The following is a 15,444-nucleotide window of genomic DNA, read 5'->3' as shown; positions in this document are numbered from 1 at the left end:
TCAGTCGCTGCGCAGGGAGGGGGTCTGCGTAATCGACGAGACCGCAGCGTGAACGCTCAGGTGTGTTAAACGATCCTCGCCTCGCTGCGGCTGTCGAAGAAACACACCTCGCGCCAGTGCGGCACGATCGCCAACGATTCGCCCATACGCACCGCGGTGCGGCGATCCGTCCGGAATACGAGGCGTTGTGCGCGCGAGGACCAACCCTGATGCTCGACGGGGCTTGCGTAGACAAAGGATTCGAAGCCGAGCTCCTCCACCAATTCGACCCGCACCCTCAAGGCTCCCGGGGTGCCCGCCGAGGCGACGTCCCACGACTCCGGCCGGACGCCGACGACTATCCGGTTGTGGTCGACGGCGGCACGCGGAACCGGTATCGCGAGATCGGGCGATTTCACCACCCCGTTGGCGACAGTGGCATCGATGAGGTTCATCGCCGGCGCCCCGATGAAGGTCGCCACAAACGTGTTCACCGGGTCGTCATAAAGCACTCTTGGCGTGTCAACCTGTTGCAGCACACCATCTTTGAGCACAGCGACTCGGTCACCCATTGTCATCGCCTCGACCTGGTCGTGGGTCACGTAGACGGTGGTGGTGCCCAGTTGACGCTGTAGTCCAGAGATCTGCGACCGGGTGCTCACCCGCAGCTTGGCGTCCAGATTCGACAGCGGCTCGTCCATGCAGAACACCTGGGGCCGGCGCACGATCGCACGTCCCATCGCCACGCGCTGCCGCTGGCCACCGGACAGCTTCGAAGGCCTACGATCAAGCAGCTCAGTCAGTTCCAGCATGTCGGCGACCTCGAGCACGCGTTGCCTGGTGTCCGCGCGTGGCATGCCGGCGTTGCGCAACGCAAACCCCATGTTCTGCGCCACAGTCATATTCGGGTAGAGCGCATAGTTCTGGAACACCATCGCGACGTCGCGCGCCCGTGGCGGCAGCCTGGTCACATCCACGTCATCTATCGTGATATGGCCGCTGGCAACGGATTCCAGTCCGGCCAGCATGCGTAGCGTGGTGGACTTGCCACAACCGGACGGCCCGACGAGCACCAGGAATTCGCCGTCGTCGATGTCGAGGTCCAAGTTGTGCACGGACGGCGTCTCAGCGCCAGGATAGCGGTGGGTGACCGTGGAATAACGCACTGTGGCCATGGCGTTAACTCGGCAGCTTCCGCTTGATTTGCCGGTCGAGGATGACCCGCAGCTGATCGTTGATATCGGTAAACGTTGCGCTCACGTCGGATCCCTTCAGTCCGATGGATTCCAGGCCCGCGGAAATGATGCGGTCACCGCCGGGCAAGAAGGCGCGCGCGTAATCCTGCGGTCGGGTGTGCGGAAGTTGGTCGAGGGCCACTCGGGCGCGCGGATTGTCGGCGAGGTACAGCTGTTCGCTCGGATCGTCGACGGCCGACTTTCGCACCGCCAGATAGCCGGTGCGCTGGCTGAAATACGCCGTGTTGGCCGGGTTGGTGACGAAGCTGATGAACTTGAGCGCGTTGAGCTTTCGCTCTTCTGAGAGATTGGCGGGAATCGCCAGGCCAGCCCCACCGGTCGGGCAGCCGGGGACTCCGTCCGCGCCCATGGGCAGCGGTGCGGCCCCGAAGTCGAATCTGGCGGTCGCGGTGATGCCAACCAGGGCGCCGGTGGATGCGACCGTGGACGCCAAGATGCCGGTGGCGAACTCGTTGGCGACATCGTGCGCAACCGCGGCATACCGCTGGCGATGGATGGAATCCCGCAGAAAGTTGCCGGCCGTGACGGTGGCCGGGTCGGTGAACTTCAACGTCCATTTGTCGGAGTAGGCGCCGCCGAATGCCCAGTTCGGTCCCTCGAACGTCCAGGAGATCAGTTCGGCATTGCCCCAGCCGTGTGCCCATCTCCCACTGCCGACGACGCGCTGCAGCGCAGGTCCCCATTCGTCGAACTCCTGCCACGACTTCGGTCCGCGGTCCGGCAGGCCGGCCCGCGCCCACGCCTCTTTGTTGTAGTAGAACAGCGGCGTGGAGCGGGCGTAGGGCAGCGCGAAATGCCGGCCGTTGAACTCATAGTCGGCCAGCAGCGAGTCAACGTAATCCGTTGTGTCCACCCCGACTTCGGCGAAGAGGTCATCCAGCGGCGCGATGACACCCGACAGGGCGAAGTGGAACCACCAAATGTCGTCCAGCACAACGACGTCGGGCACATCGGCTCCGATCAGCGCCGCATTGAACTTCTGCGCCACCTCGTCGTAGTCCTTGCCGGCGTCGATCAGCTTGACCGGCAAATCGGGAAACTGGCTCTGGAATCGAGCGATGAGGTCCTTTTCCACCGAACTGGATTGGCCGGGATGATTGGACCAAAACGCGATCGGCCCGGATCCCGACTTCACCGGGACACTGCCGCCCATCCCCGCGCAGCCGGCGCTCACCCCGGCGGTTGCGGCCAGGGCCAGGAACTCTCTCCGGGTCACGGCGTTCATGGCGGGCTAACCCTTGACCGCACCGGAGGTGAGACCCTTGATCATCTGTCGTTGCAAGACAATGAAGATGAGCAGAATCGGCAGCATCGCGAGCAGCGTCACGGCCATAACCGGGCCCCAGTTCGTCACGCCCTCGGCTTGTTGCAGGAAGGTCAGTCCCACCGGTAACGGCGCCACCGATTCGTCGTCGGACATCAGGAACGGCCAGAGGTACTCGTTCCATTCGTTGACCACCGTGATGATGCCGAAGGCCACCATGGTGGGACCCGACATCGGCAACACCACCCGCACCAACAACTGCCACCACCGCGCGCCGTCCATCTCGGCGGCTTCGATGACCTCGGCGGGCAGCGACAGAAAGTGGTTGCGCATCAAGAACGTTCCGAACGCGACACCAGCTAGGGGCAGGATGATGCCCGGAAATGTATTGCGCAGGCCCACTTGCGAAATCAGCGCGTAGTTGGAGATCACGGTGATCTGGTTGGGCACCATCAGCGCGGCGATGATCAGTAGGAACACCGCGTTCTTACCCGGAAACTCCAAGAAAACCAAGCCGAACGCACTGAGCACACCGAGGATGAACTTCACGGATGCCAGCAGCGACGTGATGATCACCGAGTTGCGCAAGAACGTCCAGAACGGAATCTGCTCGGTGGCCGTTCGGTAGTTCTGCGGGTGCCAGCGTGGCGGCCACCAGGTGGTCGGCTGCGAATAGATGTCGGGCTGAGCCTTGAAGGACGTGAAGAAGACGAATATCAGCGGCCCGGCGATCAGCGCGACGACCAACGCCATCGCCGCATAGCCGAGCAGCCGGGCGGTCTTGCGCCGCAGATCCGCGGTCACTCGTGCTGCCCTCGATCCATCACCCGGACCTGGTAGTACGTGACGGCGAGCAGGACCAGGAACATGACCGTGGCAACGGTGGCGCCGTAGCCGGCCCGAAAATTCCTGAAGGTCTCCAGATAAACCTGGTACACCATGGTGGTGGTGCCGGTGCCCAGCGGGCCGCCCCGGGTCATCACGTTGATGACGTCGAACACCTGCAACGAGTTGATCAGCACCGTGATGGACAGGAAGAAGGTGGTCGGACGCAGCTGGGGGAACAGCACACGACGGAACGTGACCCAGCGGCCGGCACCGTCGATTTCGGCCGCCTCCAACAGATCTCGCCGGACACCTTGCAGCGCGGCCAGGTAGATAACGAAGGTGTAGCCGAGGTTTTTCCAGATGTAGGTGACGGTCACCATGAACATCGCCCAGTGCGGGTCCTGGTAGAAGTCAGGCACGCCAACTCCAATGCGCCCCAACACGTCATGCACCAGACCGAAATGGGGGTCGAAGACGAACTGGGCGGCCAGCCCCACGGCGGCGCCGGAGACGACAAATGGCGCGAACACGGTCGAGCGCACCAGGTTCCGGCCGCGCAGCGGCTGATCGAGCAGCAAAGCCAGAATCAACCCCAACACCATCGAGCCGATTACCGCCGCCGCGGTGAACACCACCGTGTTGAGCACGATCTGGCGAGTGTCCGAACGGGTCAACCACTCTGCGTAGTTGGACAATCCGACGAATTGGGCCGTGCGGTCGGAGATATTCCAGTCGAAGAACGACAGGCGTATGTTGTCGGCCAGCGGGCGGTAGATGAACACCAGCAGCAGCGCCGCGTTGGGTCCCACTAGGACGACGAACAGCGCGCGGTCCCGCCACGAGCGATGCCGCGTGCGCTGCGTCGTCATCGGCGAAGTGTAACGGCGCTACCTCGGCGGCACCCGGTGCGCCGGGTCACACCGCTGCGGGACCGCCCAGCAACGCGGCGAGCACCGACCGATCCGAGGTGAACAACTTCGGCAGCACCGGCGTCCCCGATCTGCCCGGCGTCAGCCAAGCGCGGCGCGCAAAGAGGAAACGGCATCCTCGATCGTGCCGGTGGTCGAATAGCCGGCGGCCAGCAGGTGGCCGCCGCCGCCGAAGGTTGCTGCGACCACCGCCAGATCCACTTCGGACTTGGCCCGCATCGAAACCGACCACCGTTGCGGCTCAACCTCTTTGAACACCGCCGCCACCTCAGCCTGCTGGGTGGTGCGCACGATGTCGACGATGCTCTCGACTTCTTCCGGCCGGGAACGCACGTAGTTCTGGTGGTCGACGACCGCATAGACCAGACCGCGCCCGCCGGCGGCGTCGGGCACCAATTGCGCAGAGCCCAGCACGCGCGAGAGCATCGGCAACCACACGAACGGATGGGTATCCATCAGCGCTCTGCTGACCGCGGCGTTGTCCACACCCGCCTCAACCAGCCGGGCGGCCAACCGAAAGGCGTCCGCGCTGGCCCACCGGAAGGAGCCGGTGTCCGTCGTCAACCCCGCATAAATGCAGTGCGCGACGTCGCTGTCGATGGGTTTGCCCCACGCGTCCAGAATTTGGGCGACCATCATCGTGGTGGAATCGGCCGATGAGTCGATGAAGTTGGCGGTGCCGAACGCATCGTTGGAGGCGTGGTGGTCGATGACCAGCAACCGTTGGCTGCCGTCGGCCAGTGCGCTCAGCGCACCCAGTCGGTTGATGCTTGGAACGTCAACGGTCACAACCAAATCCACGTCACGGCTGATAGCGCCGGGATCGACCAGCAGATGACAGCCGGGCAGCGAGCGCAGTGATTCGGGCAGTGTCGCCGGCGTGGCGAAGCTGACCTCGACCTGTTTGTCGCACTTTTCTAACACCAGGGCCAGCGCGAGTCCCGCCCCGATGGTGTCGGCGTCGGGGTGCACGTGACAGATCACCGCGACCGTGGCTGCGGCCGAGAGCAACTCAGCGGCTCCCGCGGCGTCGACTAGCTCCCCCGCCGCCAGGGGGTCACGCCGACGCACACCGGCCAGCTCAGTCTTCGGATCGATCGCCGTCACCGAAACCCTCGGGTTCAGCTGATGATTGTCCCGCGACCGCAAGCCGGTACGGGTCGGCCTCGCCTGCCGGCGTTGCTCCCTGGCGGACCCGCGCCACGTCCGCATCGGCGGCACGCGCGCGCGCCAGCAACTCGTCCATCCGGTGCACGCTGTCCGACGTGGTGTCCCGGGCGAAAGTCAACGTCGGAGTGAAACGCACGCCCGTGCCCGCGCCAACCTTGGTGCGCAACACGCCTTTTGCCCGATCCAGCGCGGCGGCGGCGCCCTCGAGATCGGGCTCGTCTTCCAGCGTCGGTCCCATCACCGTGTAATACACCGTCGCGTCGTGTAAGTCGGCGGTGACCTTCGCATCAACGATGGTCACCCCGGCCAGCCCCGGGTCCTTGATCTCGCGTTCGATCGCCGAGGCGACGATCGCCGAGATCCGCTTCTCCAACCGACGTGCCCTGGCCTGATCAACCACGCTGCTTCTCGACCAGCTCGTAGGACTCGATGACGTCGCCCTCCTTGATGTCCGAGTAGCCCAGCGTGAGACCGCATTCGTAGCCGTCGCGCACCTCGGTCACGTCGTCCTTCTCCCGTCGCAGCGACGCGATGCTGAGGTTCTCGGTGACCACGATGTTGTCGCGGAGCAGCCGGGCCTTGGCGTTGCGGCGGATCACGCCGGAAGTGACCAGGCACCCGGCGATCAGGCCGACCTTCGAGGAGCGGAACAACGCCCGGATCTCGGCGCGGCCCAGCTGGTTCTCCTCGTAAATCGGCTTGAGCATGCCGCGCAGGGCCTTCTCGATCTCGTCGATCGCCTGGTAGATGACCGAGTAGTAGCGGATCTCGACACCTTCACGGTTGGCCAGCTCGGTGGCCTTGCCCTCGGCGCGCACGTTGAAGCCGATGATGATCGCGTCCGAGGCCGACGCGAGGTTGACGTTGGTCTCGGTGATGCCGCCGACGCCGCGGTCGATGACGCGCAGCGCCACCTCGTCGTCGACCTGAATGCCCATCAGGGCCTCTTCCAGGGCCTCGACGGTACCGGCGTTGTCGCCCTTGAGGATCAGGTTGAGCTGGCTGGTTTCCTTCAGCGCCGAGTCCAGGTCCTCGAGGCTGATCCGCTTGCGGGAGCGCGCGGCCAGGGCGTTGCGCTTGCGTGCGCTGCGCCGGTCCGCGATCTGACGGGCGATGCGGTCCTCGTCGACGACGAGGAAGTTGTCACCGGCGCCGGGCACCGACGTGAACCCGATGACCTGCACCGGACGCGACGGCAGCGCCTCCTCGATGTCCTCGCCGTGTTCGTCGACCATGCGCCGGACGCGGCCGTACGCGTCACCGGCGACCACCGAGTCGCCGACCCGTAGCGTGCCGCGCTGCACCAGCACGGTGGCCACCGGACCGCGACCGCGGTCCAGGTGCGCCTCGATCGCCACCCCCTGGGCCTCCATGTCGGGGTTGGCCCGCAGGTCCAGGGCGGCGTCGGCGGTCAGCAGCACCGCCTCTTCCAGCGCTTCGATATTGGTGCCCACCTTCGCCGAGATGTCGACGAACATCGTGTCACCACCGAAATCCTCTGCCACCAAACCGTATTCGGTGAGCTGGCCGCGGATTTTGGCTGGGTCGGCGCCTTCCTTGTCGATCTTGTTGACCGCCACCACGATCGGCACATCGGCGGCCTGCGCGTGGTTGATCGCCTCAACGGTCTGCGGCATCACGCCGTCGTCGGCCGCCACCACCAGGATGGCGATGTCGGTGGCCTTGGCACCGCGGGCACGCATGGCGGTGAACGCCTCGTGACCGGGGGTGTCGATGAAGGTGATCAACCGCTCGTTGCCGTCGAGGGCGACCCCGACCTGGTAGGCACCGATGTGCTGGGTGATGCCGCCGGCCTCGGCCTCGCGGACGTTGGCCTGGCGGATGGTGTCGAGGAGGCGGGTCTTACCGTGGTCGACGTGGCCCATCACGGTCACGACCGGCGGACGGGTCTGCAGATCGGCCTCGTCGCCTTCGTCTTCGCCGTAGGTCAGGTCAAAGGACTCCAGCAGCTCGCGGTCTTCGTCCTCGGGGCTGACGACCTGGACGTTGTAGTTCATCTCGCTGCCCAGCAGTTCGAGCGTCTCGTCGCCGACCGACTGGGTGGCCGTAACCATCTCACCGAGATTGAACAACGCCTGAACCAGCGCCGCGGGGTTGGCATCGATCTTCTCGGCGAAGTCGCTCAACGACGCGCCGCGCGCCAGCCGGATGGTTTCGCCGTTGCCATGCGGCAACCGCACGCCACCGACGACTGGAGCCTGCATCGAGTCGTATTCCTGGCGCTTCTGCCGCTTGGACTTGCGGCCGCGCCGCGGGGCGCCACCGGGACGTCCGAACGCGCCGGCCGCGCCGCCACGTTGACCGGGACGGCCACCACCGCCGCCACCGGGGCCACCGCCGCCGGGACGGCCGCGGAAACCTCCGGAAGTGCCGGGCGCGGCACCGACGCCGCCACCGCCACCGCCACCGCCGCGGTAATTACCGCCGCCGCCGTCGGGGCGACCACCACCGGGTCCACCGGGACGGGCGCCGCCGGGTCGGGGCGCGCCGGTGCGCGGCGGGCGGGGCCCACCCGCCCCGCCCGGGCGGGGCGGCATGCTGCCCGGCGAAGCACCGCCGGGTCGCGGGGCCCCTGGCCGGGGCGCGCCAGGGCGCGGCGCCGGCGGGCGCGGGATGGGGCGGTCGATCGGCTGAGCCGAGGAGAACGGGTTGTTGCCGACGCGGGGTGTGCGAACACCCGGCTTCGGCGCCGGGCCCGGGCGCGGTCCGGGCGCCATGCCAGGCTGGGGCACCGGATGGCCAGGTGGCTGTCCGTGGGTCGGCGCTGGTGCGGGGGCCTGTCCGGGCGGCGGGGTGGCCGGGCCGGGCACCCGGCCCGGCGCGGGGCCCGGTCGCGCCGGTGCGTCACCGGCGGCCAGCTCCGCGGCCCGGGAAGCAGCGGTCACGCCGGTGTCCGCGGGCTTGGCGGGCGCCCCCGCGCCGTTGCCCGTCGCCTTGTCGAGCGCTTTGTCGAGGGCTCTATCCAGGGACTTGTCCAAGCCGCCCGGGCCCGCGGCAGGGGCCTTCGCCGGGCCCCGCTCGGCGGCCTTGGCGGGCTTGCCGCCGCCGAACGACTCGCGCAGCCGGCGAGCGACGGGCGCCTCCACCGTCGACGATGCGGATTTTACGAATTCGCCCTGTTCATTCAGCCGGGCGAGGACTTCCTTGCTGGTGACACCGAGTTCCTTAGCCAACTCGTGTACGCGGGCCTTACCTGCCACTACATCTCCTGTCTATGAGGCGACAGTCGTGGGCCGCGCCTCGGGTTTAGCTGTAACGCATGGCGATGGGGGTCATCGGGACTTCACGGTGTGCTCATGTTCTTCGCTACCTGTTCTGTTGCCTGGGCGATCGGGCGCACCGAGGAACTCGATGTGCTCGACCACCGCGGAGGTGTCCGGTAAACCGGCGATGCGCAGCGCTTTGGTGAAAGCCCGCCGCCGAATCGCTTGTTGCGCACACTGCGACGCGGGATGCAGCCACGCACCCCGCCCCGGCAGGCTACCGGCTGTGTCAACGATTACGGCGTATGTGCCGTTCCCGGTCGACGCGGCCACCACTCGAAGCAGCTCGACGGCCAACTCTCGCTTCCGGCACCCGACACATGTCCGCACCGGTCCACGGGGGTAATCCGGGTGACGATGCGCCGACGCCGAAGGCTCGCGCTGGATCACGGCTCAGTCTAGCGCCACCGACCCGATGGTCCGAACCGCCCGTGATGTCGGCACGCGGCGCCGCGCGCAGCTCGTCGGGCCCGCCCTCCTGCCGGCTAGCCCTTGTGGGCGATCCCGTGGCTGGCGCCGTGCGCGGGCTGGTCCGCCGAAGTTTCCGGCGAATCACCGCGGATGTCGATGCGCCACCCGGTGAGCCGTGCCGCCAATCGGGCGTTTTGGCCCTCCTTGCCGATGGCCAGTGACAACTGGAAGTCGGGGACGACCACACGCGCGGCGCGGGCGGCCTGGTCGATCACGGACACCGAGACCACCTTCGCGGGCGACAACGCGTTGGCGACGAACCGGGCCGGGTCCTCGTCGTAATCGATGATGTCGATCTTCTCCTGGGAAAGCTCACTCATCACGTTGCGCACCCGTTGCCCCATGGGCCCGATGCACGCGCCCTTGGCGTTCAGGCCGGGCACGTGCGACGTCACCGCGATCTTGGAGCGGTGGCCTGCCTCGCGGGCAACCGCGACGATCTCCACGGACCCGTCGGCGATCTCCGGCACTTCCAGCGAGAACAGCTTGCGCACCAAGTTGGGGTGGGTCCGCGACAGCGTGATCATCGGCTCGCGGGACCCGCGCGTCACCCCGACCACGTAGCAGCGCAGCCGGTTGCCGTGCTCGTAGCTCTCGCCGGGAACCTGTTCGGCCGCCGGGATCACCCCTTCGGAGGCCTTGGTCTCACTGCCCATCCGGACAACCACCAGGCCGCGGGCGTTGGCCCGGCTGTCGCGCTGGATGACCCCGGCGACGATTTCGCCCTCCCGCGTGGAGAACTCGCCGTAGGTACGCTCGTTCTCGGCGTCGCGAAAGCGCTGCAGCATCACCTGTCGGGCGGTGGTGGCGGCGATACGGCCGAAGTCGTCGGGAGTGTCATCCCATTCACTGATCACTCGGCCGTCTTCGTCCACTTCGGTGGCCACCACACGGGCCACGCCCGTTTTGCGGTCAATCTCGATACGCGCGTCGTTCTGGTGTCCGCGGGTGTGGCGGTACGCAGTAAGCAGCGCCGCCTTAACATCCTCGAGCAAATCGTCCACGGAGATGCCCCGATCCACGACGATCGCGTGCAGCGCGGCCATGTCGATGTTCATGTTCCGGCCTCCGTCCCTGTGACTCGGCCCGCCTCGGAAAATCCCGACAATTCCATCTCGGCTCGGGCTGGTGGCGAAAACTCAACCTGGACAACACCTTTGACGATGTCGTTGATCGGGATCCCGCGGACAGCCCAGCCCCGGCCAGCCCGGATCACCAGCGCCACCGTCTCGCCGCGCGTCTCGCCAACGCGGCCGGTGAGCGCGGATCCGTCCGACAGCACCAGGTCTACCTTGCGGCCGCGGGCCCGACGGAAGTGTTTCTCGCTGGTCAGCGGCCGCTCCACACCGGGCGAACTGACCTCAAGGACGTACTGGTCCCGCATGCCGTCAAGCACGTCCGAGCCATCCAGCAAAGCCGAGGCCGAACGCGAGAGGTGGGCGATGGTGTCCAGGTCCAGCGCGGTGTCGCCGTCGACGACGACAGCAATCCGCGGGGGCCGGGCCCGGCTGTCGATGACCACGTCTTCGATCTCGTAGCCGGCGCGCGCGAATTCTGCACCGAGCAGCTCGATCACCTGCGTCTGGGAAGGTAGCCCGGTGGTCACGGCGAGCTCCTCATCTTGAGTTGTCCGGTCGTCTGCGGGATGGTGCTCCGCGAGCATCCGAAAGATCTAGCTACCAACGATACGCCAGGAAACACGCCTTACGGCGTGATCGCGTAGTCAAGGTCGGGCGATCGCGCCCCCTCGTGCCTACCGCTCCCCGGTGTCGTTGCAATGGCAGGATGTTGCTGTGCCCAGCCCAGAACCCGTCGTCAGCAGGCGGGGTGTACTCGCAGGTGGTGCGACCCTTGGCGTGCTGGGGGCGCTCGCGGGCGCTGTGGGCTTGGTGTCGGCCTGCGGCGAACGGACCCCGGCGTCCAAGCAGTCCACCGTCGAAGAGCTGCGCGGGCCGTTCGATCAGGCCAGGAGCGACAGCGCCCTCGCCACCGCGGCCGCGGGGGCCGTCGGCCTCGCTCCGCAGATCGCCGCTGCGCTGACCGTGGTCGCCACCCAGCGCGCCGCGCACGCCACCACGCTGGCCGCGGAGATCTTCCGGGTGGCCGGCAGGGGCACGTCGACCAGCGAGTCGAGCAGTGCGAGTGCCGCCGCGACTTCCACCGAGCCGGCGCCACCACCGCCGGCCGTGTCCGATGTGATCAACGCCCTGCGCACCTCCGCGGACAGCGCCACACGCCTGGTTGCCACGACGTCGGGCTACCGCGCGGGGCTGCTCGGTTCGATCGCCGCCTCCTGTATGGCGTCCTACACGGTGGCGCTGGTGCCCGGCGGGCCGTCGATATGACGTCGTTCGAACCGACTCCGGTCGCCACCCCCAAGCTGGCTCCCGCCGGCGGCAAGGACGCCGACAACAGCGCGCTGTCCGACGCGTTGGCCGTCGAACACGCGACCATCTACGGCTATGGCATCGTGTCCGCGCTGTCGCCGCCCAGCGTCAACGGGATGGTCGCCGAGGCGCTGGAGCAACACCGGCAACGCCGCGACGACGTCATCACGATGCTGACCGCACGCTCCGTTACCGCCCCGGTCGCCGCCGCCGGCTACCAGTTGCCGATGCAAGTGGCCAGCCCGGCCGATGCGGTACGCCTGGCCGTGCGGATGGAAAACGACGGTGCGACGGCGTGGCGGGCCGTGATCGAGCACGCGGACACCGCGGATGACCGGGCGTTCGCCGCGACGGCCCTGACCCAGAGCGCGGTGCTGGCGGCGCGCTGGAACCACGTACTGGGCGCGTGGCCGATCACCACGTCCTTCCCGGGCGGGAACGAATAGCCCGCGAATAGCTCGGAGTAGCTAGGCCGTGACCAGGGCCGCGATATCGGCGGCCAGCGACGCGCCGACAGCCAGTTCGCGGGTCTGGCCACCAAACCGGTCGCGCAGTTCGACCACGCCGTCCGCCCAGCCCCGCCCCACCACGACGATCCAGGGCACGCCCAGTAGCTCAGCGTCCTTGAACTTGACGCCGGGCGAGGCCTGGCGGTCGTCGAGCAGCACCTCGAACCCCAACCGGTCCAGGTCTCCCGCCAGCTCGGTGGCGCCCGCGCGGGCCGCGGCGTCCTTGTTGGCGATCACCAGGTGCAGGGTGAACGGCGCGATCGCCGAGGGCCAGCGCAGGCCCAGCTCGTCGTGGTGTTGTTCTGCGACGACAGCCACCAGCCGCGACACCCCTATGCCGTAGGACCCCATGATCAACCGCACCGGCTTGCCGTCCTCGCCGAGCACGTCGGCGGCGAAGGCGTCGGTGTATTTGCGGCCGAGCTGGAAGATGTGCCCGATCTCGATGCCGCGCGCCATGACCAGCGGCCCGGCGCCGTCCGGGGAGGGATCGCCCGCGCGCACCTCGGCGGCCTCGATGGTGCCGTCGGCGGTGAAATCGCGACCGGCCACCAGGCCCACGACATGGCGGCCGGGCTCGTCCGCGCCGGTGATCCAGCTGGTGCCGTCGACCACGCGTGGGTCGACGAGATAGCGAACCTCGTTGTCCCGCAAAGCTTTCGGCCCGATGTAACCTTTGACCAGGAACGGGTACTTGGCGAAGTCGGTGTCATCGAGTAGGGCATATTCGGCCGGTTCCAGCGCCGCGGCCAGCCGCTTGTCGTCGACCTCTCGGTCGCCCGGCACTCCGATGGCCAGCAGTTCCCAGTCACCACCGGGCTGGCGGACCTTGACCAGCACGTTCTTCAGGGTGTCCGCGGGGGTGACGCTGCGGCCCAGGCCGGCCTCGTTGGCCCAGGCCACCAGCCTGGCGATGGACGGGGTGTCGCCGGTGTCGTGCACCACCGCCTCGGGCAGCCCGTCGTACGGCAGTGTCTCCGGTCGCGCGGTGACGACCGCCTCGACGTTGGCCGCATACCCGGACTCGAGGCAGCGCACAAAGGTGTCCTCGCCGATCGGGCTCTCGGCCAGAAACTCTTCCGAGGCGCTCCCGCCCATCGCGCCCGACATCGCCGAGACGATGACGTAGCGGACTTGGAGGCGTTCGAAGATGCGTTGGTAAGCCTCCCGGTGCGCGTGGTAGGCGGCTTTGAGTCCGGCGGAGTCGACGTCGAAGGAGTAGGAGTCCTTCATGACGAATTCTCTGGCCCGCAGGATGCCGGCGCGGGGCCGCGCCTCGTCGCGGTACTTGCTCTGGATTTGGTAGAGGACCAGCGGGAAGTCCTTGTAGGAGCTGTACTCGCCCTTGACGGTCAGGGTGAACAGCTCTTCATGCGTGGGACCCAGCAGGTAGTCGTTGGCGCGACGATCCTTGAGCCGGAACACCCCGTCGCCGTACTCCGTCCACCGGTTGGTCGTCTCGTACGGCCCGCGCGGCAGCAGGGCCGGAAACAGGATCTCCTGCCCGCCGATGGCGTTCATCTCGTCGCGGACCACGCGTTCGATGTTGCGCAGCACCCGCAGCCCCAGCGGCAACCAGCTGTACAGGCCCGGCGCGACGGGTCGGACGTATCCGGCGCGAACGAGCAATTTGTGGCTGGCCACTTCGGCCTCGGCGGGATCGTCGCGCAAAGTGCGCAGGAACAGCTCGGACATCCGGGTGATCACAGGCGGCAAGCCTAGCTGGGGATGCGGAGGAAACGTGGCCTACAGCTCGCCGACGTCGATCGCTTCCTTGACTTCCTGCGCGTGCGCGACCTGCTCAGGCGTGTAGCCGATGAACAGCGCCGCGCAGCCGACGATGACGGCCGCTCCGGCGACCCACAGCAACCCGTAGGTGTAGCCGTGGTCGAGCGCGTGTAGCTGACCGTCGGTCATGAACTTCACCGGGCCGGTGGTGCCGCCCAGGTACAGGGTCCGCGAGGTGATCACTGCCTGGATGACGGCCAGCACCAGGGGCCCGCCCAGGCTCTGCAGCATCAGGGTGAGCGCGGACACCGGGCCGATCTGGTCGAATCCGACGCCCGCGATCGCCGAGAGCGTCAGCGGGACCACCACCATGCCGATGCCGATGCCGCCGACGACGATCGGCATGACCAGGTTCGGGAAGTAGGGGGCACCGCGGTGCATGCACACCGATCCGTACACCATCGCCCCCAGCAGCAGCCAGCCACCGCCGATCGTCAGCACCCGCGGCGAAAATCGCGACACCAGCTGCGACGACAGACCCAGCCCGATGCCCATGGCGATGACGAACGGGATGAAGCCGACGCCGGCGCGCAGCGCGCTGTATCCCAGGATGTCCTGCACGTACAGGCCGATGCACACGGTCAGGCTGAACATGACGCCACCGGCCAGGAAGATTGCGCAGAACGTGACCAGCCTGTTGCGGTCGCGGAACAGGTCGAATGGGATGACGGGGTTTTCGGCGGTGCGTTCCACGACGGCGAAGGCGATGGCTGCGGCCAAGGCAATCAGGCCCGAGCCGATGGTGGTGACCGAGATCCAGCCCTTTTCCGGCCCCATCGAGAAGGCGAAAACGGCGGCGGTGCAGGCGAGCGTGGCCAGCACGGCGCCGGTGGCGTCGAGCTTCATCCGCTCGCGGTTGGTTTCCCGCAGTGCGGTCCGGGCCAGGTAGATCATCACCAGCCCGATGGGGACGTTCACCAGGAACGCCAACCGCCAGGACACCTCGGTGAGCGCTCCGCCGACCACCAGGCCCATCACCGAACCGATGGCAGTCATCGCGGCGAACACCGCGGTGGCGGCATTGCGGGCCGGTCCCTTCGAGAACGTGGTGGCCACCAGTGCGAGACCGGTGGGCGAGGCGATGGCCGAACCGATGCCCTGCGAGAGCCGGGCGATGACCAGCGTCACCTCGTCCCAGGCCACCGCGCACAACACCGACGAGATGGTGAACAGCGCGACGCCGACGATGAACGTCCGCTTGCGCCCGATGGTGTCGCCGAGGCGCCCGCCGAGCAGCATCAGTCCGCCGAAGGTCAGCACGTAGGCGGTGATCACCCAGCTACGACCGGCGTCGGACAGGCTCAGCTCGTTCTGGATCTTAGGAAGCGCGACGATGGCGACGGTGCTGTCCATGGTGGCCAGCAGCTGCATGCCACCGATCGCGATGACTGCTGCGATGAAGCGTCGAGAGGGCAGCCACGTGGGGTAGTACCTGCTCATACGATCTGAAGCGGCCTCCGCCGGGCGCTCCTGGCGCATCGGGGCTGGACGATCGGGGCGGGCAGCAGAGGTCCAATTCTGGGCTGCTCGCTCTGTGTCGTTGAGAGCCGTCATAGCGGGTTACCTTACAGTAATCTTA

14 protein-coding genes are annotated in these 15,444 nt (G+C 67.3%); 2 read left to right on the top strand and 12 right to left on the bottom strand.

Translation table 11 applies throughout. The annotated features are described in order from the left end of the window. Positions 1 to 65: 65 nt before the first annotated feature. From JO236_RS17375 to rimP, 10 genes are all read right to left on the bottom strand, one after another. Positions 66 to 1,154: an ABC transporter ATP-binding protein gene (locus tag JO236_RS17375; RefSeq protein WP_293333013.1), complete on the bottom strand. Its 1,089-nt coding sequence runs from the start codon at positions 1,152 to 1,154 to the stop codon at positions 66 to 68. 4 nt (positions 1,155 to 1,158) lie between these two features. After that, positions 1,159 to 2,460, bottom strand: a complete 1,302-nt coding sequence (locus JO236_RS17370) for an ABC transporter substrate-binding protein (protein WP_293333010.1) — start codon at positions 2,458 to 2,460, stop codon at positions 1,159 to 1,161. 6 nt (positions 2,461 to 2,466) lie between these two features. Further along, complete coding sequence (locus JO236_RS17365) at positions 2,467 to 3,252, bottom strand: carbohydrate ABC transporter permease (RefSeq protein ID WP_293333215.1); 786 nt, start codon at positions 3,250 to 3,252, stop codon at positions 2,467 to 2,469. A gap of 47 nt (positions 3,253 to 3,299) precedes the next feature. Continuing rightward, a complete protein-coding gene (locus JO236_RS17360; RefSeq protein ID WP_293333007.1) occupies positions 3,300 to 4,196 on the bottom strand; it encodes a carbohydrate ABC transporter permease in 897 nt (298 codons plus the stop codon). A gap of 141 nt (positions 4,197 to 4,337) precedes the next feature. Continuing rightward, positions 4,338 to 5,363 (bottom strand): DHH family phosphoesterase, encoded by a 1,026-nt coding sequence (locus JO236_RS17355; RefSeq protein WP_293333004.1) that lies wholly within the window; start codon positions 5,361 to 5,363, stop codon positions 4,338 to 4,340. Then, on the bottom strand, positions 5,338 to 5,826 hold the full coding sequence (gene rbfA, locus JO236_RS17350; RefSeq protein ID WP_293333001.1) for a 30S ribosome-binding factor RbfA: 489 nt from the start codon (positions 5,824 to 5,826) through the stop codon (positions 5,338 to 5,340). The genes JO236_RS17355 and rbfA overlap by 26 nt, the downstream gene beginning before the upstream one ends. Then, the gene (infB, locus tag JO236_RS17345; RefSeq protein ID WP_293332998.1) at positions 5,819 to 8,647 is read right to left on the bottom strand and encodes a translation initiation factor IF-2; all 2,829 of its coding nucleotides are present in this window, start codon (positions 8,645 to 8,647) and stop codon (positions 5,819 to 5,821) included. Before infB ends, rbfA begins: the two co-directional genes overlap by 8 nt. Positions 8,648 to 8,719: 72 nt before the next feature. Next, positions 8,720 to 8,983 carry a YlxR family protein gene (locus JO236_RS17340; protein ID WP_323802171.1) on the bottom strand — a complete coding sequence of 88 codons (264 nt, stop codon included), beginning with the start codon at positions 8,981 to 8,983 and terminating at the stop codon, positions 8,720 to 8,722. A gap of 212 nt (positions 8,984 to 9,195) precedes the next feature. Then, entirely contained in the window at positions 9,196 to 10,239 is a 1,044-nt protein-coding gene (gene nusA / locus JO236_RS17335; protein ID WP_293332992.1) for a transcription termination factor NusA, read from the bottom strand. Then, positions 10,236 to 10,787, bottom strand: coding sequence for a ribosome maturation factor RimP (gene rimP, locus JO236_RS17330; protein ID WP_293332989.1), 552 nt, complete (start codon positions 10,785 to 10,787; stop codon positions 10,236 to 10,238). Before rimP ends, nusA begins: the two co-directional genes overlap by 4 nt. A gap of 187 nt (positions 10,788 to 10,974) precedes the next feature. Here rimP and JO236_RS17325 point away from each other — a divergent pair, with 187 nt between their 5' ends. Both JO236_RS17325 and JO236_RS17320 read left to right on the top strand, forming a co-directional pair. After that, complete coding sequence (locus JO236_RS17325) at positions 10,975 to 11,526, top strand: hypothetical protein (RefSeq protein WP_293332986.1); 552 nt, start codon at positions 10,975 to 10,977, stop codon at positions 11,524 to 11,526. Further along, the gene (locus JO236_RS17320; RefSeq protein ID WP_293332983.1) at positions 11,523 to 12,014 is read left to right on the top strand and encodes a ferritin-like domain-containing protein; all 492 of its coding nucleotides are present in this window, start codon (positions 11,523 to 11,525) and stop codon (positions 12,012 to 12,014) included. The genes JO236_RS17325 and JO236_RS17320 overlap by 4 nt, the downstream gene beginning before the upstream one ends. A gap of 21 nt (positions 12,015 to 12,035) precedes the next feature. Here the strand turns inward: JO236_RS17320 and JO236_RS17315 are convergent, their stop codons facing one another. Together JO236_RS17315 and JO236_RS17310 are read right to left on the bottom strand one after the other, a co-directional pair. Next, a complete protein-coding gene (locus JO236_RS17315; RefSeq protein WP_293332980.1) occupies positions 12,036 to 13,784 on the bottom strand; it encodes a proline--tRNA ligase in 1,749 nt (582 codons plus the stop codon). A gap of 39 nt (positions 13,785 to 13,823) precedes the next feature. Then, complete coding sequence (locus JO236_RS17310) at positions 13,824 to 15,419, bottom strand: MFS transporter (protein ID WP_293332977.1); 1,596 nt, start codon at positions 15,417 to 15,419, stop codon at positions 13,824 to 13,826. Positions 15,420 to 15,444: the final 25 nt, after the last annotated feature.

It is taken from the genome of Mycobacterium sp. (genome assembly GCF_019247635.1).
Classification (GTDB): domain Bacteria; phylum Actinomycetota; class Actinomycetes; order Mycobacteriales; family Mycobacteriaceae; genus Mycobacterium.
This window is presented reverse-complemented; position numbering and strand designations above follow the sequence as displayed.